Genomic DNA, 19,074 nt, shown 5'->3' with positions numbered 1-19,074 from the left:
CGAAACGCCACACAATGCGCGCTTTTCGCGAGGAGAGAAAATGCAGAATACCCGTCCTGCAGCTTTATTCAGCTTGATCGGCAATACACCGCTTGCCGAAGTCACTCGTCTAGACACCGGCCCATGCCGGCTATTTTTAAAGCTCGAATCCCAGAATCCCGGCGGCTCCATCAAGGACCGCATCGGCCTTTCCATCATCGAAGCCGCCGAGCGCGATGGCCTGCTCAAGCCGGGCGGCACCATCGTAGAAGCCACCGCCGGCAATACCGGCCTGGGGCTGGCCCTGGTGGGCGCGATCAAAGGCTATAAGGTCTTGTTGGTGGTGCCCGACAAAATGGCCACTGAAAAAATCCTGCACCTGAAGGCGCTCGGCGCCGACGTACGCATGACGCGTTCCGATGTGGGCAAGGGACACCCCGAGTACTACCAGGACTACGCTGCGCGCCTGGCAGGCGAGATCCCCGGCGCCTTCTTCGCCGACCAGTTCAACAACCAGGCCAACCCGCTGGCGCACGAAACCACGACCGGCCCCGAGATCTGGGAGCAGATGGCGCGCGAGATCGACGCTATTGTGGTGGGCGTGGGCTCGTCCGGCACCCTGACCGGCCTGTCGCGCTACTTCCGCAAAGTCGCGCCCCACGTCAAGTTCATCCTGGCCGACCCGAAAGGCTCGATCCTCAAGGAATACGTGGACACTGGCAAAGTGGCCGACACCAGCGGCTCCTGGGCCGTGGAAGGCATCGGCGAAGACTTCATCCCCGCCATCGCCAATATGGATGCCATCTCGCAGGCCTACACCATCACCGACCAGGAAAGCTTCGACACCGCGCGCGAACTGCTGCGCGCAGAAGGCATTCTGGCTGGCTCCTCCACCGGCACCCTGCTGGCGGCGGCGCTGAAATACTGCCGCGAGCAAACCAAGCCCCAGCGCGTGGTGACCTTCGTCTGCGACACCGGCACCCGCTACCTGTCCAAGGTCTATAGCGACAGCTGGATGTTCGACCAGGGCCTGTCGCATCGCCGAAAACTGGGCGACCTGCGCGACCTGATCGGCCGGCTTTTCGAAAATGGCGACGTGGTGAGCGTGGCCCCCGCCGATACGCTGCTGATCGCCTTCAACCGCATGCGCGCCGCCGACCTTGCCCAACTGCCGGTGATTGAGGATGGCAAACTGGCTGGCATCATCGACGAATCGGACATCCTGCTCAAGGTCGAAAACGATGCTTCGCAATTCAAAAGCGAAGTGGGCGGCACCATGACCACCCGCGTGGAAACCCTGGCGCCATCGGCCGGCATGCCCGCCTTGCGCGCTACCCTCGACCGCGGCTTAACCGCTATCATTGCGGACGGCAGCAAATTCTATGGCCTGATCACCCGCTACGATTTACTTAATCACTTGCGCAGGACTCTATCTTGAGCGAAAAGAAGACCAAAGCCCACCTGGCCACGCGCGTCATCCACGCCGGACAGCACCCCGACCCGTCGACCGGCGCCATCATGCCGCCGATCTACGCCACTTCCACTTTCGTCCAGCAAAGCCCGGGCGTGCACAAAGGCCTGGATTACGGCCGTTCCCACAATCCGACGCGCTGGGCATTGGAGCGCTGCGTGGCTGATCTCGAAGGCGGTGCGCAAGCCTTTGCCTTCGCTTCCGGCCTGGCTGCAATTTCGACCGTGCTCGAATTGCTGGATGCCGGCTCGCACATTGTGGCCGGCGACGATATGTATGGCGGCACATTCCGCCTGTTCGAACGCGTGCGCCGGCGCAGCGCGGGTCACGAGTTCACCTACGCCGACCTGACCAACCCGGAGAACCTGCTCGCGGCCCTGCGCCCCGAAACGAAAATGGTATGGGTCGAGACCCCGACCAACCCGATGCTGAAGCTGGCCGACCTGGCAGCCATCGCGCGCATCTGCCGCGAGCGCGGCATCATGGCGGTGGCCGATAACACCTTCGCCAGCCCCATTGTGCAGCGCCCGCTGGAGCTGGGCTTCGACATCGTCGTCCATTCCGCCACCAAGTACCTGAACGGCCACTCGGACATCATCGGCGGCATCGCCGTGGTGGGCAGTGAGGAACGGCAGTCGGCCTGGCGCGAGCAACTAGCCTTCCTGCAAAACTCCGTCGGCGCCATTGCCGGCCCCTTCGACGCCTTCCTGGCCCTGCGCGGCGTGAAGACGCTGGCGATCCGCATGGAGCGCCATTGCAAGAGCGCTTTGGAACTGGCGCGCTGGCTGGAACGTGAGCCGAAGGTGAAAAAGGTCTTCTACCCGGGCCTGGAATCCCATCCCCAGCACATCCTGGCCAAAGCACAGATGGACGGTTTCGGCGGCATCATCTCGATCGACCTGGATACCGACCTGGCCGGCGCCCGCCGCTTCCTGGAGCGCTGCGAAGTGTTCGCCCTGGCCGAAAGCCTGGGCGGCGTGGAATCGCTGATCGAGCACCCTGCCCTGATGACCCACGCTTCCATCCCGGCCGCACAGCGCGCAACGCTGGGCATTGGCGATGGACTGATCCGGCTATCCGTTGGCATCGAAGATATCGAGGACCTGCGCCAAGACTTGCGTAATGCCCTTGATGCAATCTGAACGCCGCTGCAGCAACTGCGAGCGTCCGATGCGGGTGCTCGACCTTTCCGGGCACTACCAGCGGCGCGTGCAGATCGACACCTGCCCGCATTGCTGCCTGGTGTGGTTCGACGACACGGAATCGGTGCGCCTGGCTGGCCCGGGCATCGCCGATTTCGTGCGGGAGATCCATGCGGCGATGCAGGCCGACGGCGACCATGAGCACGCTGTGTCGCTGGCGCGCGTGCAGTCATGCCCGGTCTGCAAGTCGGCACTGAAGACTGTCTCCAACAGAACGCGCTTCGGGCGCACCACTCAGATGGAATGCCCGCAGGGGCACGGCTACTACCAGACCTACATCCTCTATCTTGCGGAGAAGGGCTTCGTGCGGCCGCTGGCTTGGGCTGACATCCATGCCCTGCTGGCCGCCGGGAAGCAGCTGTTCTGCGCCGACTGCGGCCATCCTTTGCCGGACCGGCCGGTTGACGCATGTCCGGCCTGCAAATCCGCGATCGAGGTGATTGATCCTACGCGGCTGGCCATGGCAATCGACCGGCTCGATGAGCATTCGGTGCTGCCTGTGCCGAATGCGGCTTCGGTCGACCAGCACAAATGCCATGCATGCGGCGGCGCTATCGACCCCACGCGCGAAATCTACTGCTCGCATTGCCACGCTCCTGTGCTGCGCCACGATACCACCGATGCGGCGGCGGCTGCGGCGCGCGCCTCAGAGCTGGCGCAGTCCGCAGCCGGGGCGCAGCGCATGCGCCAGGAGGCTGCCGCCAGCGCTGCCCACGCTCTGGCCGAGCAGCGGGCGATGAACTCGTACATGGACGGGCAACGGGGCCAATGGAGCAGAAAGCTTGAATTCCGGATTGCCATGGGAATCCTGCTTGCAGCGGTAGGCTTCATCGCCTACATGAGGCTCCATTTCTTCTAATCCGTAGGAGACCGCCGCGCCGGGTCGGAGATATTGAACACGCGGCGCACCAGGCTTTCCAGCGCCACGAACACGCCTTCCACGCCAAAGCCGGCGATGAACGACAGGGCCGACGTGCTAAGCGCCCAATGCCCAAGCAGGCCAATTTCACTGCCCGGCGTCTGGCCGGATGGATTCACGAACAACGCAATGCAGGCGCCAATCGTCGCGCCCAGCGCCAGTTGCAGCAACGCCAGCGTGTAATCGCGCGGGGACAGAAGGCTTTCCCGCATCTTGGCCCACAAGCCCCGCACCACGGCAGCCCCGGCGCCGAGGATTCCGTAAAACAGCGGCAGCACGGCCGTCCCTACTACCAGCGTCACCAAGCGCGCCTGTTCTTCAACGCCGCCCCTGATGATGCGCTCCCTCTCCGCCTGGGTCGCGCCGGTGGGCGCAGTATCGACCTGCGGCAAGGGACCGAACATCGCAGCCACCTTGCCGTAGCAACTGCGCCATGGCACGAGCCAGTCGCGCAGGTTGCTGCGCACGACTGCCACCTGCTCCGACAGCACACGCCGACGCGTGCAAAGCTGGAATTCCTCGGTGCTGCGATAATGCAGCGCCCCTGCGGCTGACTGTTCGGGCTCAGCGCAAAATTGCACCGGTGGAGCGTTGGCGTTGGCGTTGGCGGCGTGCTTTACCTCCGCTTCGTCGATGGACTTCAACAAGGCGGTCTGCTGCGTTTGCAGCGCATCCAGGTGCTGAAGCATGGCGTTGCCGCCCGTGATATGCCATGACATCACGCAAGTCATCACCAGCCCAAGCAGCAGCAAAAGCACGATCCAGAATATGCGCCGGTTGAAGCGGTCCGCCGCCTTGACCAGGCATAGCGCGCCAGCGTCAGGCGGGTTGGTTTGTCGCTATGCGCCGCCGGTGCCGGGCCGGGGAGCGCCGAGCCGCGCCTTAGCATCATGGCCCGCAGCCAGTTACGCCAGTCGCGCTGGTTGTCTTCGCCCACCACCAGCAGCGTGAAGGCGATGGTGAGCCCCGTGGCCGGCCTCGCGGCGGCATTCAGCCGGTCCTTGGCGCACAGCACCTTGACCGCCTGCGCCACGCGCTGCTCGTCGCTTTCGGGCGCCGCCAGGCCAATCGCGCACAGTTCATCGATGTGCGGCTCGCCGTCGTCGTGGTTGTGGAAGTTGTAGAGGCTCTTGTCCCAGCGTCCGGAGATGTGGTCAAGCAGCAGGAAGACTTCATTCAGTTCGCGAACGAAGATGAATTCTTCGATCCTCTGGCAGGACTGGCTGCCATTCTCGTCTTGGCTGGAAGCCATGGCGCCTCCCCATTAGCAGGTTGTCACTTCATTGTGCGCCTGCCAAAGCGGGGAGGAGTTTGCGCTAGCTCAAACGTGCGAACTATTCGCCTGGATGGTACTTCCGCTCGAGATTTTTCTCGATGTCTTCCTTGTAGAACAGCACGTCCTTGAATTCACCGCGCGCATACATCTCGGCCTGGTCGTTGAAATGCGGCGACGCCGGGTCGCCGCTCTCGCCGCCGGCCAGGATGCTCTTGGCCTTCACCTTCGGCCCGAACTCCACGGCCGCCACGAAGCTATTGCCGCGCTCGCCATAGATGCGCTTGGTGCGCTGCTGTGAACTCATGCCGAAAGCCGCCAGCGAACCCCAATTACCCGATGCGTAAGGCACGGGAATGCTTGGCTTGCTGTCGTCATAGGCCTGCACAACGTCGCCGGTCAGGCGCTGGAAGCGGTTGATCTCACCCCATGGCGTCTTCCAATTGCCAAAGTCGGATGCCAGTTTGTTCGATGCCCGCACCAAAGCTTCGAGGCGTTGCTTCGACGTCAGCTGGGTAGCCAGGTAGTCCAGCAAGGGCATGCCTTTCTCTTTCGCAGCAGGGCCGTAATGCTTGGCCTGGTCCTGCAGCCAGTAGATCGCGACCGATGTCGGTACGGAGGTCACGGAATAGCGCATATCCCAATCGCGCAGCAAGGTGATTTGCTCAGTCACAGCCGCTTTCGCCAAGTCGCTGGCCGGCGCTTCGTCGTAGGCGCGCACCAGCAATGGCAACAGCGGTTCGAAAGCCGTCAGCTGGCTGTCATAAGCGGCGGCGATCAGGCTGTCGATGGTGAAGTACTTCTTCCCCTGCAGCACACGCACCGCGTGGATGCCGCGCGCATTCTCCCCGTTCACCGACATATAGGCCGGATAGTCTTGCGGACGCGGGCTATATGCGCCGGCCGCCGAGAACGGCCAGTTGTTGGTATTCTGGATCCAGCCATTCTTTGGATTGAACAGCTGGATGGTCTCGCGCACCTGGTGCAAGCCCTTCCAGTCCGTTGCAGGCTCAGCGCCATCCACTGGCCTGGTGAAGTCGAAGTGCGTGTCGCGCACCGGCATGAAATTGCCGTGGAAGTAGGCGATATTGCCGTCCGCGTCCGCATACACGGTGTTGTTCGAGGAATTGGTACGCAGCTCCATCGCCTTATAGAAAGCGGGATAATTGCGCGCCTTGGTGCGGATGAAGGACTGGGTGAGCGCCTTGAGCGGCTCGTTCATCAAGGCCACCGACACCCACTTCCCGCCTTGCTCGCGCACCACCGGGCCGCGATGCGTGAAGTAGGCTGTCACGGTCTTCTCGGCCATGCTGCCATCGGCCGCCTTATACGGCAGTCGCACATTCTCGACGCGGAAAGGACGCTGCTCTTTGCCGTATTGGTAGAAGTACTTGCCGTTCTTTTCGACCACCGTTTCCAGGTATTCGTCGATCACGTCGCCACCGCCGGACGTGTGCATCCAGCCGATACGGTCGTTAAAGCCCTGGTAGACGAAGAACTGGCCCCAGGTCACGGCGCCGTAGGCATTCAGGCCTTCCTGGCTGTTGACGTGGATCTCGGGGCGGAAATAGAAAGAGGTGTGCGGGTTTATCATCAACAGCGCATGCCCCGATTTGCTCAGGGCCGGTGCGATGGCGAAACCGTTCGAGCCGCGCGGCTCCTTAGGCAATCCGCTGGCTTCGGCCAGCTCCACCGGGCCCGGCTGCTTGTTGTAGAAGGCCTTCAGCTGTTCGATATTGACCGACTCGATGTCGCCGCCAATACTGCCTTCGCTGAAACTGAGCGCCATCCAAGGTTCGAAATGCGTCAGCAGGCGCGCTTGAACTTTCGGGTGGCTATGCAGGTAGAAATTCAGGCCGTCGGCCCAGCCGATCATCAACTTCTTGAGCCAGTCCGGGCTCGCCTTGTACTGCGCCTTCAGTTGCTCGGGCGTGATGAAGAGCTTCATGCGCAGGTCCTGGTACAGCGCCTGCTCGCCCTCCACTTCCGCCAGGCGGCCCATGGCGTTGATGTAATTCAGCTCGATGCGCTTGAAATCATCTTCCGCCTGGGCGTACATCATCCCGAATACCGCATCCGCGTCGCTCTTGCCATAAATATGGGGGATGCCCCATTTGTCGCGCAGGATGGTGACGCGCTTGGCAATCGCTTGCAGGCGCAGCACTTCTGCGGGACTTAACTGGATGCCCGGCTGCACTGGCGCCGGGGCGGCAATCGCAGGGATGGCGCAGAACGCGAACAAGACGGCACTCAGGTTTTGCATGCTTTATTGCTCCACTAATTGAGCGATGCGTTCGCGCAGTTCGGCGTTTTCAGCGCGCAGCGCAGCATTCTTTTCCTTCAGTTGCGAGATTTCGAGGCGCAGGACTTCGGTTTCCGTCAGCGGGGCTGGACGTTCCGCAGCCTGGTACTCACCTTCGTCGCTGCCCTCTTTCGGAGCCTTCTGCGGACGGTTTGCGGCGCGCTGTTCACGGATTTCGCGGGCAGCCTGCTGAAGGAACTTGCGGCCGCCGGCGACAGCCGACTTCTGGTCTTCATCCGACAGCGAGGCCACGGTTGCAGCGGCATTGATCGAAATCGTACCGGAACGCACGGCTTCCACCAGCTCCGGCGTCGCACTCTTGGTGATCTTTTCGATCTGGCCGAGGGTGTTGGCGCTCAGACGGGCGGCGCGGGCGATGTCCTCACGCTTTGTCTTTGCCTTTGGCGGCGGCGCTGCTTCTTCGCTTTCCGGCGCCGGTGGCGCAATAGCCGCATCTTCAGCCTTGGCCTGCTCCTTCACCGCCTGCTCGCGCTTGCCCAGGATTTCCTGCTGGCGCAGGGCCAGCACCCCACGCTGGAAGTCCGACACGCTGCGGCGGCCCAGGTGGTTGTCGATCATCCACAGCATCACGTCTTCCATATCCTTGAAGCTCGTGTTCTGGGTGACTTTGAATGGAATGCCGTGCTGCTGGCAGATCGAGTAACGGTTATGGCCATCCACCAGAACGTCGTTCCACAGTACCAGCGCATCGCGGCAGCCTTCGGCCAGCAAGCTGCGCTCCAACGCAGTGCGTTCGGCTTCGGTCAACGGCTCGATATAGTCCCGCAGGACGTCATTGATTTGGATTTGCATGGGGTCTTTCCAGGAATTCTGCGACCAGCATGCTACAACATTCCGCGCCGATTACAAGCGTTGTCGAATTAGCTACTACTGGATGTTAACGAACAGTCATGCCATAATAACGGGCTACACCAGCCCCGGTGGTGAAATTGGTAGACACACCGGACTTAAAATCCGTTGGCCGCAAGGCCGTGCCGGTTCGATTCCGGCCCGGGGCACGTATAATCTGTATACTTTATTCGACTTCGTTTGAAGGGTATGCATGAGCCTCGTCGTTCAGACACTTTCCGAACAAATCTTTTCCGTGGTCCGCGACCGCATCATCGCTGGTCGAATTCCCTCAGATTCGCCGATCAGGCAAGACGCACTGGCGGCCGAACTGGGTGTCAGCAAAATTCCGCTTCGTGAAGCTTTGGCGCGTTTGGAACAGGAGAACCTCCTGGTATCCCATGCGAATCGGGGCTTCTTCGTTCGCCCATTGAGCGCGGAGGAAGCCGAGGAAGTTTATGCTTTGCGTCTGAAGCTGGAGCCTGATTCGGTTGGTGAAGCGTCCAAGCTGGCGACGCCGGAGGACAAGGCTGAAGCACGACGCGCGCTGGAAGCACTCGATAAGGCCATGGTATCGAACAAAGAGCTGGTCGGCGGCTTGAATCGCGCCTTCCATATGTCGCTGGTGAGGCCGCTGGCGCGTCCGCTGACGATCCAGATGATCGAGCGCCTCAACATCATGTCCGAACGTTATGCGCGCAAGCACCTTGAGCCGGCCGGCCGTGACGACCGCGCGCACAAGGAACACCTGGCTATGCTGGAATTGTGGTCCGAAGGGAAGGCAAAGGCAGTCGCGGCGATGATGTATGACCACATCGCCACGACCTTGGAAGACTTGCGGAAGGAATTTAAGGAGCGTGAGGCTTAGGAATAGCAGTCGTTCTTGGCCTTCCCGCCCGCGTCCAATGAAATGCGCGGGCTGTTCATGCGGGCTACGTGCATGTAGAACGCATCGGCTGCGATATGGTGGTTGTCGCCATAGACTTCCGCCAGCAGCGCGTAAATCACGGGATCGCGCGCCTTCAAATCCTCGGCATTGACCACGGTCAGGGTGTCCGTGATGTAGGCCTTGTTTGAGTTAAACCAGAACTGCGTGCCTTCGGCCCAGTACTCTTCCAGCGTATTCACCATGTATGACCCTTGCCACAGGCGCTTTTCCCTGGCCTGGGCATAGGCCGCCTCCAGCCGTTTGATCAGGTTCGGATCCGTGGTGCGCAAGGCATTCATGATGTTGTGCGAGAACTCGTGCACCATGATGTTTTCGCCGAAATAGCGTGTACCGGGAACGCCCATGATGTTTTCCGCTGCGCCGGTGGTGAACAGGCCACCCATGCCGCGGGCTCGCGCGTTCCAGTACTGGCTGTCCGTTTGCAGAGCGATGGTTTTGGCGTAATCGCGCACCTCGCATTTGGTCAGGCGCGGATCGTCGACGGCAGGTTTTTTCCAGTCGCGCTGCTCGGGCATGTCCATCGTGCCTTCCGTGATCGCCATGACGCCGATACGGGCGCCCTGGCGCACCAGCTCGTCGCGTACGTCGCGGCGGTAAGACATCATCGAAACAACGATATCACGCGCCGCCAGGATCGCTTCGTCAGGCACGTTGCGCGAGCCGGTGATAGGAATGCCCTGCGCATCGGCATATTTGGCGTAGAACGGGTCGAGGGCAAGGCTGGACGGCGGCTTGCCGACCGGCGTCACGTGCGCGCAGGCGCTCAGGCCTGCCGCGAGTACAAAACTTTGAAAGAAGATTTTCATGTTCAGAACTTATGGGTCAATCGGACAAAGTATGCGCGGCCAATCGGGTCGGCAAAGCGCGGATCGTAGCCGGTCTGCGGGTTGGCGTTCTGGTTGGAGAACGGCGGATCGGTGTTCAGCAGGTTTTTGACGCCCGCGGTAATGGTGGTGCCGGCGAAGCCCGTGTAAGCCGCTGACAGCGTCCACACTGAATTGGCTTCGACGCGGCGCTGGAACTGGGTCGCGACTGAGTTCTGGTCCATATAGCCGGAAGTGCGACGCTGCGACAGCGTTGCGCTCCAGGCGCCGTTCAGCCAGCGCAGGGCCAGGTTGTGCTTCCAACGCACGGCGCCGTTATAGATGCCAATGCTTGCGAACGGCTCGCTCTCCGGCGTTTGCTGCCAGATATTACTGGTCACGCGGGTGCCGTTGAACCAGGTGTCGAAGGAGCCGATTGGCGTCTGCGGGAAGCGGTACTGCAAGGTCAGGTCAATGCCGCTGCTCTTGCGGATGCCGAGGTTGGCCAGCGACGACAGGTTGACGTAATCAAGCGCCGTGCCGTTAGTGTTGTAGTGGAAGCGGTCGCGGTACTTTTCCGGGTCGGCGAAAATCTCGGCTTCCGTCAGTGCGTCGCCAATACCGTCGGTGACTTTGATGTGCCAGTAATCGATCGATGCGGTGAGGTCCTTCATCGGTTCCACGACCAAGCCATAGGAATACGACCGCGATTTTTCCGGCTTCAGTTCGGGATTGCCGCCGCTGCGGCCGGGCTGCACTGAGTGGCAAGCGATCAGCGGGTTCACGCCAGGCTTCGCCGTGCCGTCGGGGCACAGGACAGGATCGTCGTAGGCGCCAACCGTATTCGTATCGAACATCGGCGCGTGCAACTCGTACAGCGATGGTGCGCGGAAGCCGGTACTGGACGAGGCGCGCAGCATCAGCTGCTTCATAGGCTGGTAGCGCAGGCCTATCTTGGGATTGAAGGTGTTGCCGGCGTCGCTGTAACGGTCGGAGCGTGCGGCCAGCTGCAGTTCCAGCGTCTTATGCAGCGGCGCCACGACTTCAGCATAGACCGCCGACAGGTTGCGCGACGTATCCTTATCCTTCACGCCAAACAGGCCCGTGGCACGGTAGATCGATGCCTGGTCGACCGTCGCATGGTTGACGGTGTAGCTTGAATGCTCGCTACGGTGCTCGGCGCCGACTGCCACTGCCAACGCCCCGCCAGGCAGCGTCATTACGTCGCGCGACGCACGCACATCGATGCCGGAGTTGTGTGCCCTGGTGTCCAGTGCATTGCCGATCAGGAGGGCATTCTTCAGGTATTCCGCGCCCTGCGCATCCTGTTGGCCGAAGGGATTGATCGTGCCTGCGTCAATGCCGGGCTGGATCAGGGCGTCCTTCACATAACCGCCGATGAAGTCCTGCGTGACGCGGGTCTTAGCGTAGTTCGCGCCCGCCACCCAATCCCAGCCCAGGGCCGAGCCTTCCACATTGAGCACGACACGGTCGGACACACCCAGGTTCTTCGAGGTGCGCTGCCCTGCTTCGATTGGACGCCAGTTGACCGACAGGTCCTCGCCACTCAGGCCTGCGACGGCAGGCGTACCGCCAGTCCCACCGGGATACCACTTGTTATCGGACCGCATTTTCAGGCCGGTCAACGGAGGCGGTGCGATGCGGCTGATGTTCTCGCTCTCCGAATGCAGGTAATCGAGCGACGCCAGGCCGTAAGAACCAAAGCGCAGCGCGCCTTTGACGTAGGCCGTAGTCTGGCGCGTGTCTGGAACGTCGTCGACCAGGCGCGCGTAATCCTGGCGGCAGGTGCCCATATTCGTGGCGCCGTTACCCGCCTGCGGAACCGTTTCTGGCGCGAAGCAGCCGGTCGCAAAGCGCGGGTTGCCTGTGATGCCCTTGGCCGAGAAGAAGTTGGCCGGGAAAGTAGTGCCGCTGGTCTTGTTGATGCCGTAGTCCGGCTGGATGCCTGTCGAAGAATACGGGCGGTCGATGGAACGCACCCTCTTCTGGTCATGGCGGTCCAGCACACCGAACAAATTGTAGCCATCCTGTTCCAGATCGCCGATGCCCAAGATCAGGTTGCCGCGCTTTTCGCGCCCGCCCGTCTGCTGCGGGACAATAGCTTCGACTGTGACAGAGGCGCCACTGAACGAGCGCTTGGTGATGAAGTTGATCACGCCGGCCACCGCGTCGGTACCGTAAATGTGGGAAGCGCCGTCGCGCAGAATCTCCACTCGGTCCAGTGCAGCAAACGGAATGGCATAAAGGTCAACGCTGCTGCCGTCGAACGGATGATTCGCCAGGCGCCGGCCATTGAGCAGCACCAGAGTGCGGTCATCCCCCAGCCCGCGCAGGTTGGCGGACGATTTGCCGCCGCCGTCGAAACCGATGCTGGTGGCGCCAACCGTGTACTGCTGGTTGGCGGAGACCGAGGACAGAACTTCTTCAATCGTGGTCATGCCCTTGCTGACGAATTCTTCCGCCTTCATCACCGTCACCGGCAAAGCAGTCTCGCCAGCGATTTGCTTGATCGACGAGCCTGTAACGGTTACCTTTTGCACCGCCTGCTCCTGGGCCAGCGCGGGCAGCGCGCCGCCAAAGGCAAGCAATACAGCGAGATAAGTGCGCTTCATTTGAAACATGTTGTCTCCCTCTTTTGACGTCTTATAAAAAACTGGTAGGTTCAATCTTGAAATTTCCAAGAAAGACCTGCGCGTCAAAAACTGCGGAAGGAACACAAAAGCGCTTCAAGCTGCCAGATTCAGTTGCCGGAATGCTGCCGGCGCAACACCATAGCGGCGCGCAAAAGCGCGGGCGAAATGGCTCGCATTGGTAAAGCCCAGTTCGAGTGCGACGTCGATCACGCGCGCCTCGCTTTCCATCAAAAGCTCACGCGCTCGCTCGATGCGGAGCTTCATCAGATATTGGTGCGGCGGCATTCCGACCGACTTGCTGAACTCGCGCGAGAAATGGGACTCGCTCATTGCACAGGCATTGGCCAGTTCCGCCACCGGGATATCTTCCGCCAGCCGATCAGCCATGTAGTCCAGGATTTTCTGCAGGCGCGTCCCGGCCAAGCTGCTGGTGGCCAATGCCGCGGGCAGTTGCGCGTGCTGCTGCAGCAGGTAAGCCACCATGGCCGATGTCAGGTGATCGCGGAATTGCGGCGCCCAGGTGCCGGCAAGCGTATCTGCCTCCAACAGCTTCAGGGTCAGGTCCATCACCACCTGGTCTGGCGCGACCCAGTTGCTGGAAAGCGTCGACAAGTCCTGGCCGCAGCTTGCCGCCATGGCGAGCACGGTCGACGTCGGGATGAAAATATTGACGATATCGCAGCCGCTCAAACGGTGCCAGCGCCCCTTTGCCCCTGGCATGCAGACGCGGAAACGGTTAGCGCCAATCACGCCGCTCCAAACCGGCTCGACCTCGTTCCAGACCTCGGACTGCGTAGGCTCCAGCTGGATCGCGACGCGATAGCTGTCGGGGTGCGGCACGATGCCGCGAATGGCGGTGTCTGGACCGTCCGCCGTCCAGCGCACAATTACCGCGCCGGACATGGGCAGCGGCCCAATGCAGGTGCGCAGCGGGTCCGTCACGCCATTGCGCCGGAAGCTTTCTCTAATATCCGTGAGTCGATCCATGATTCACCATCGGATAAATCGTATACCGTATATTAAGATGACATGACCAATTAAGCAAGACGACTTAATTTGTTACAAAATTACGTGATCCCCTAAGTTGACGGCAGGTATCACCCACACATACACTCCGCCCCGTTATCATTATTGGAGCCCCCTTTCATGGGCACTTGTTCGAGTCATAGTTGTTCCCGAATTCATTTCGGCACCGCATAACGGCACGATCACGTCCTGGGCTCCTGTCCCTATCGTCATCCGCCGTCGGCGGTTGATGGTCCCCCATCGCACAACCTGAGATTCAAGCGCGCACGATCGCGGGCCCGCATCCTTTGCGGAGAGCCTGATGTTCGCTTCATTCACTACGCGTCCCAATCGCTGGGACTGGGCACTTTTGCCGCTTGTATTGGCGGTGCTGGTTGCTGTCGCCTATGGCGCCATGCAGATGGCGCGCCCGTTCGTGCTCGGCCAGCCAACGCCGGTCAGCCTCGACGTGGCGGTGCTGCCCTATTACCTTTTGCGCACCATCCTGCGCATGTTCGCCGCCATGGCTTTGTCGCTGCTGTTCGCCTTCGTCTTCGCGGCGGTCGCGGCCAAGTACAAGCTGGCTGAAAAAATCCTGGTACCGCTGCTGGACGTGTTGCAGTCGGTGCCTATCCTGGGTTTCCAGGCCATTGCGATTGCGCCTTTCATCGCCCTCTTCCCGGGCAGCCAACTGGGCGTCGAATGCGCAGCGATTTTCGCGATCTTCACTTCGCAGGCCTGGAATATGGCGTTCAGCCTGTACCAGTCGATGCGCGCCGTGCCGGCCGAACTGCACGAGGCGAGCCGCATGTTTCGCCTCTCGGCCTGGCAGCGCTTCTGGCGCCTGGAGCTACCCTTCGCCATGCCTGGCCTGTTGTGGAACATGATGATGTCCATGTCTGGCGGCTGGTTCTTCCTGGTAGCGGCGGAAGCAATTTCAGTGGCCGGGCAAGACGTCAAGCTAGCCGGCATCGGCGCTTACATCGCGGTGGCCATCGAAGCTGAAAACGGCCGCGCCATTGCCTGCGCCATCGGCGCCATGTTCGTTGGCATCGTGATGTATGACCAGCTGTTCTTCCGTCCACTGCTGGTGTGGGCCGACAAGTTCCGCTTTGAGGAACTGGAAGGCGACGTTGGCCGCCGTTCTTGGCTGCTCGACTGGGTGCGCCGCAGCCGTATCGCCAGCCGCTTGAGCGACAAGGCATGGACCGCAATGCGCGGCACCCTGGCCTGGTTCCCTGCCCGCCCGGTGCGCACTGCAGTTGACGACAAACCTGCCAGCCGCTGGCGCCTGCCCGCCCGCAGCATCGACACGCTGCTGCTGGTGCTTGCAATCTGGGCCAGTTATCGCGTCGCCGCCTTCATTCATACGGAAGTGGGCTGGCGCGAAGCCGCCCATGTCTTCGGCCTTGGCCTGGCGACGCTGACGCGTGTGACGGTGCTGATCGCGCTGGCCTCGCTGTTCTGGGTACCGGTGGCAATCTGGATCGGCCTGCGTCCGCGCTATGCACAGAAAATCCAGGCGGTGGCGCAGTTCCTGGCAGCCTTCCCGGTCAACCTGTTGTTTCCAGTGGTGGTGTATGCGGTGCTGCATCTTGGCCTGAACCCGGACATCTGGCTCAGCCCGCTGATGGTGTTCGGCACCCAGTGGTACATCCTGTTCAACGTAGTTGCAGGCGCCTCCACACTGTCCAATGATTTGCGGCTGGCGTCGGACAACCTTGGCCTGAAGGGCTGGCTGAAATGGAAGCGCGTCTACCTGCCGGCGGTCTTCCCAAGCTATGTGACGGGCGCGATCACAGCTTCCGGCGGTTCGTGGAACGCCAGCATCGTGGCCGAATACGTCACCTGGGGAAAAACAACCCTGGTAGCGCATGGCCTGGGCAGCTACGTAAAGCAGATGACCGATTCCGGCGACTTCCCGCGCATCGCGCTCGGTATCGGCGTGATGTGCATCTTTGTAATGACAATTAACCGCTTCGTTTGGAGCCGTTTGTATCAGGAGCAGAACTGATGAACGAAAAAGTCCTGGTCGACCTGCAAGGCGTCGGCAAGTCCTTCCGCATGGGCGACGGCGCCAGCCGCACGGTGCTCGATGGCGTCGATTTCACCCTTCAGTCGGGCGAGATCGTCGCGCTGCTCGGCAAATCCGGTTCCGGAAAATCGACGCTGTTGCGCATTATTTCGGGGCTGGTGAAGGCCGATGCGGGCAAGGCCTGCTATCGCGGTGCGCCACTTACCGAACCGGTGCCGGGCATCGCCATGGTGTTCCAGTCGTTTGCGCTTTTCCCTTGGCTCACCGTTCAGCAGAACGTGGAACTGGGCCTGGAAGCGCAAGGCGTGGCGCCAGCCGAACGTGCGGCGCGCAGCGAAGCCATGCTGGACCTGATGGGCCTTTCCGGCTTTGAAGGCGCACTGCCGCGCGAACTGTCGGGCGGTATGCGCCAGCGCGTTGGCATAGCCCGCGCCCTGGTCACCAATCCGGACGTGCTGCTGATGGACGAAGCGTTTTCCGCGCTCGACGTGCTGACCGGCGAAACCTTGCGCGACGACATCCTGGAGCTGTGGGACCATGGCCGCATCCCGACGCGCGGCATCCTCGTGGTCTCGCACAATATCGAGGAAGCAGTGATGATGTCGGACCGTATCATCATGCTGTCCAGCGATCCGGGCCGCATCCGCACCGAAATCAAGATCGACCTTCCGCGCCCGCGCAATTCGGACAGCCCGGCCGTGCGCCAACTGGTGGACGAAGTGTATGGCTTGATGACGATGCGCCCTGCACCTGCTGCCGGTCCTGTGCGCGAAGCCGGCCCAGATTACCGCCTGCCGGATGCCGACATCGAGACCATCGAGGCCGTGCTCTCACTGCTGGCCTCCGCGCCGTTCGAGGGGCGCGCCGACTTGCCGCGCTTGTCCGATGAAAGCGAATTGCCTGACGAGGCGCTGTTCCCGGCCTGCGAGGCGCTTTCCCAGCTTGGCCTGGCCATGGTGGAAGGCGGCGACATTGCCATGACTGCCCTCGGCCGCCGCTACGAAGCCGCCGACCACGCGGGCCGCCAGGCCATCTTTGGCCGCCAGCTGCTGGCGCAAGTCACGCTACCGCAACTTGTCTACAGCATGCTGCGTGCTTCCACCGATGGCGCACTACCCGAGGAACAGGTGCTCTCCCTTTTAATGGAATCGAGCGAACAGGAAGAAGCCCGCCGCATCATGCGTACCGCCGTTGAATGGGGGCGATACGGAGAGATCTATGAATTCGATTTTCACACGCGCCGCCTGCGCCTTGCCTGATCGACGCTGCCTGCTGCTGGCAGCCACTGCGCTGCTGGCGGCTCCAGCCTGGGCAGGCCGGCCCTTGGCGACCGACGATGCGTCGATCCTCGAACCCCATGACTGCCAGGTCGAAGCCTGGCACCAGCACACCGGAAGCCTGCGTGAATGGTGGGCCATGCCGGCGTGCCGGGTCGGCGGCTGGGAGCTTGCCGCCGGCAAAGGAAAAGGCAACGCATCGATCCTGCAAGCGAAGACTCTGCTGCGAGCGCCGCGCGACGGTAGCGATGGCTGGGCCCTTGGCCTCACCGTCGCGAGCCAGCAAGGCCCGGCGCGCCAGCAAACGCTCAACCTGCCGCTGACAATGTCGTTCGAGCAGCAGGCCATCCTGCTTCACCTCAATGCAGGCTTGGCGCGTCCGCACGGGGCTGCGACTCGCAGCACCTGGAGCGTCGGCGGTGAGTACGCATTCGCCCGGCGCTGGAGCGCCTCGCTGGAAAGCTACGGTAGCAGGCGCCAGCGGCCAACCCGCCAGATCGGCATGCGCTACACCCTGATCGAAAACCGTCTGGACCTGGACGCCAGCGTTGCAAAAACAGCAGCCTCGCGGCCGCAGCTGGCTTTCGGCATGACCCTGGCCCTGCCGCACGCGCTATACTAGCTTTATGAAAAAATTACTCTCCGTTGCCGTCGTGGCAAGCTTGCTCTCGGCCTGCGCAGGCGTGAGCCAGCAAGCGTTCTACGCCAATCCGTCGGATGCCAGCCCGTTTGAAATGTGCAAGACGCTCACCACCGGCGCGCCTGACATGAACTTCGCCAATGCCCTGCGCATGGAGCTGGGACGGCGCGGCGTGGCCGAATCATCCTGCCCGCAAGTCATCAAGACGCGCGAAACCGGCGTGGGCGTCGGCGTCGCAGCAGGCGTGGTCGCCTTGGCTATCGCGGCCAGCAAGAGCAGCAATACCAGCATCGGTGTCGGCGTCGGCGCAACGATCCCGCTTGGCGGTTCCAGAGAATCCGGCCCGGCCGCAGTGCCGGTCGCCGAGCAATTCGCATGGGACCAGTACATGGGTGAAAACGGCAGCTCAATCTGGGCCTGCCGCAGCGTACAAACCGGCGCTCCAGCCGATCCGGCCTACTGCAATGGCAGGCCGATGAACGATACCACCTGGCCTGGCATGGCCGCGCCGTTCCGCTGATCGTTAGTCAGTGGCGGGCCGGCGCTGCGCGCGGTAAATGCCCGACTGGCCTGAGAACATGAAGGCCGCGACACAGGCCAGCGCCGCGTAAGGACCAATCGCTGGCCCGAACAATTCCATCGCCATCACCGTGCAGGCCAACGGCGTGTTGGCCGCGCCGGCGAACACCGCCACAAAGCCGATGGCGGCCAGCAGCGGGAATGGAAGGTGCAGGATCGGCGCCAAGGCATTGCCCAGGGTCGCGCCGATATTGAACAGCGGCGTCACCTCGCCGCCTTTAAACCCGGAGCCCAGCGAGCTCACGGTGAACACGAATTTGCCCAGCCAGTCCCACCAGTCCAACGGAACGCGGAAGGCTTCCACCATCGGCCCGATGCCAAGGCCAAGATAGCGGTGCGGGTCGACGCCATGGCCGCCCTGGGCGAGCGCACTGCCCAATCCGACCGCTAGCGCGATGAGCAATCCGCCGACCAGCGGCCGCAGCGGCGCATAGGCAAAGCGCACCTTGAACCAGGCCGACAGGCCATGCGTGGCGGCCGCAAAGGCACGCCCCACCAGGCCGAAAATCACACCCGCCACAATGATGGCGGCCAGCGACAACACAAGCGGGCCATCCGGCGCGCCCAACGGCCCGGCCGCGAAATGCGCATGTCCCACACCCCACCAGCGCGTGACCTGGTCGGCCAGCACCGCCGCCAGCATGCAGGGATAGATCGCTGCATGCCGCATGCGCCCCACCACAAGCACTTCCAGCCCGAAGATCGCCCCAGCAAGAGGCGTACCGAAGACGGACGCAAAGCCAGCACTGATACCGGCCATCAGCACCGTGCTGCGGTCTTCGCGCCGCAGGCGGAACACGTGCGTCAGCTGGTCGGCCAGCGCGCCGCCCATCTGCACCGCCGTACCCTCGCGCCCAACGGAAGCGCCGAACAAATGCGACACCACGGTGCTGCACAAGATCAGCGGCGCAAGCCGCAGCGGTACCACGTTCTTGGGATCGTGGATTTCGTCGATCAGAAGATTATTGCCCGCCTCGACGCGGCTGCCGACGTGGAGGTAAATCCAGCCGACCGCAAAGCCGGCTAGCGGCAGCAACCACACCACCCATCGATACGCTTCACGCCAGGCGGTGGCCACGTCCAGCGCCACCAGGAAGAATGCCGAAGCGCTGCCCGCAGCCAAAGCAACCATGCTGG

Annotated in this window: 16 protein-coding genes and 1 tRNA gene; 9 read left to right on the top strand and 8 right to left on the bottom strand. The window is 62.1% G+C overall.

What is annotated here, in order from left to right; genetic code table 11:
* Positions 1–40 precede the first annotated feature (40 nt).
* Genes AC1RTP_RS19800 through AC1RTP_RS19790 form a run of 3 tightly spaced genes read left to right on the top strand, consistent with a single transcriptional unit; the run spans position 41 to position 3,511 of the window.
* Entirely contained in the window at positions 41–1,417 is a 1,377-nt protein-coding gene (locus AC1RTP_RS19800; RefSeq protein WP_498609740.1) for a pyridoxal-phosphate dependent enzyme, read from the top strand.
* On the top strand, positions 1,414–2,592 hold the full coding sequence (locus AC1RTP_RS19795; RefSeq protein WP_498609739.1) for a trans-sulfuration enzyme family protein: 1,179 nt from the start codon (positions 1,414–1,416) through the stop codon (positions 2,590–2,592). Before AC1RTP_RS19800 ends, AC1RTP_RS19795 begins: the two co-directional genes overlap by 4 nt.
* A complete protein-coding gene (locus tag AC1RTP_RS19790) occupies positions 2,582–3,511 on the top strand; it encodes a TFIIB-type zinc ribbon-containing protein (protein WP_498609737.1) in 930 nt (309 codons plus the stop codon). The genes AC1RTP_RS19795 and AC1RTP_RS19790 overlap by 11 nt, the downstream gene beginning before the upstream one ends.
* On the opposite strand, the gene AC1RTP_RS19785 is transcribed toward AC1RTP_RS19790, so the two are convergent.
* The 4 genes from AC1RTP_RS19785 to AC1RTP_RS19770 all read right to left on the bottom strand — a co-directional run bounded on the left by AC1RTP_RS19785 (position 3,508) and on the right by AC1RTP_RS19770 (position 7,959).
* Entirely contained in the window at positions 3,508–4,290 is a 783-nt protein-coding gene (locus tag AC1RTP_RS19785) for a hypothetical protein (protein ID WP_498609736.1), read from the bottom strand. The genes AC1RTP_RS19790 and AC1RTP_RS19785 overlap by 4 nt on opposite strands.
* Before the next feature lie 11 nt (positions 4,291–4,301).
* Entirely contained in the window at positions 4,302–4,823 is a 522-nt protein-coding gene (locus AC1RTP_RS19780) for a hypothetical protein (RefSeq protein ID WP_498609735.1), read from the bottom strand.
* Positions 4,824–4,905: 82 nt separating this feature from the next.
* A complete protein-coding gene (locus AC1RTP_RS19775; protein ID WP_498609733.1) occupies positions 4,906–7,107 on the bottom strand; it encodes a penicillin acylase family protein in 2,202 nt (733 codons plus the stop codon).
* A 3-nt stretch (positions 7,108–7,110) separates the two neighbouring features.
* The gene (locus tag AC1RTP_RS19770; RefSeq protein ID WP_498609731.1) at positions 7,111–7,959 is read right to left on the bottom strand and encodes a hypothetical protein; all 849 of its coding nucleotides are present in this window, start codon (positions 7,957–7,959) and stop codon (positions 7,111–7,113) included.
* A 122-nt stretch (positions 7,960–8,081) separates the two neighbouring features.
* Here AC1RTP_RS19770 and AC1RTP_RS19765 point away from each other — a divergent pair.
* Positions 8,082–8,165 (top strand) — tRNA-Leu (locus AC1RTP_RS19765).
* A 44-nt stretch (positions 8,166–8,209) separates the two neighbouring features.
* Positions 8,210–8,863 carry a GntR family transcriptional regulator gene (locus tag AC1RTP_RS19760; RefSeq protein WP_498609730.1) on the top strand — a complete coding sequence of 218 codons (654 nt, stop codon included), beginning with the start codon at positions 8,210–8,212 and terminating at the stop codon, positions 8,861–8,863.
* Here AC1RTP_RS19760 and AC1RTP_RS19755 read toward each other — a convergent pair.
* The 3 genes from AC1RTP_RS19755 to AC1RTP_RS19745 form a co-directional block, all read right to left on the bottom strand.
* Positions 8,860–9,750 carry a hypothetical protein gene (locus tag AC1RTP_RS19755; RefSeq protein WP_498609728.1) on the bottom strand — a complete coding sequence of 297 codons (891 nt, stop codon included), beginning with the start codon at positions 9,748–9,750 and terminating at the stop codon, positions 8,860–8,862. The genes AC1RTP_RS19760 and AC1RTP_RS19755 overlap by 4 nt on opposite strands.
* A 2-nt stretch (positions 9,751–9,752) precedes the next feature.
* The gene (locus AC1RTP_RS19750) at positions 9,753–12,389 is read right to left on the bottom strand and encodes a TonB-dependent receptor (protein WP_498609727.1); all 2,637 of its coding nucleotides are present in this window, start codon (positions 12,387–12,389) and stop codon (positions 9,753–9,755) included.
* A gap of 105 nt (positions 12,390–12,494) precedes the next feature.
* Positions 12,495–13,388 (bottom strand): helix-turn-helix domain-containing protein, encoded by an 894-nt coding sequence (locus tag AC1RTP_RS19745; protein WP_498609726.1) that lies wholly within the window; start codon positions 13,386–13,388, stop codon positions 12,495–12,497.
* A 340-nt stretch (positions 13,389–13,728) separates the two neighbouring features.
* Between AC1RTP_RS19745 and AC1RTP_RS19740 the strand changes: the two genes are divergently transcribed.
* The 4 genes from AC1RTP_RS19740 to AC1RTP_RS19725 are packed head-to-tail and all read left to right on the top strand — an operon-like array spanning position 13,729 to position 17,878.
* A complete protein-coding gene (locus tag AC1RTP_RS19740) occupies positions 13,729–15,420 on the top strand; it encodes an ABC transporter permease (RefSeq protein ID WP_498609725.1) in 1,692 nt (563 codons plus the stop codon).
* Complete coding sequence (locus tag AC1RTP_RS19735) at positions 15,420–16,700, top strand: ABC transporter ATP-binding protein (protein WP_498609723.1); 1,281 nt, start codon at positions 15,420–15,422, stop codon at positions 16,698–16,700. The genes AC1RTP_RS19740 and AC1RTP_RS19735 overlap by 1 nt, the downstream gene beginning before the upstream one ends.
* Positions 16,660–17,340, top strand: coding sequence for a PA4824 family protein (locus AC1RTP_RS19730; RefSeq protein WP_498609722.1), 681 nt, complete (start codon positions 16,660–16,662; stop codon positions 17,338–17,340). The genes AC1RTP_RS19735 and AC1RTP_RS19730 overlap by 41 nt, the downstream gene beginning before the upstream one ends.
* Before the next feature lie 4 nt (positions 17,341–17,344).
* Positions 17,345–17,878 carry a hypothetical protein gene (locus AC1RTP_RS19725; protein ID WP_498609720.1) on the top strand — a complete coding sequence of 178 codons (534 nt, stop codon included), beginning with the start codon at positions 17,345–17,347 and terminating at the stop codon, positions 17,876–17,878.
* Between the two features lie 3 nt (positions 17,879–17,881).
* On the opposite strand, the gene AC1RTP_RS19720 is transcribed toward AC1RTP_RS19725, so the two are convergent.
* Complete coding sequence (locus tag AC1RTP_RS19720) at positions 17,882–19,069, bottom strand: voltage-gated chloride channel family protein (protein ID WP_498609719.1); 1,188 nt, start codon at positions 19,067–19,069, stop codon at positions 17,882–17,884.
* Positions 19,070–19,074 lie beyond the last annotated feature (5 nt).

This window comes from Pseudoduganella sp. GW821-FHT11H04 (assembly GCF_058807935.1).
Note: the sequence above shows the minus strand (reverse complement) of the source record. Positions and strands in the feature narration are given on the sequence as shown.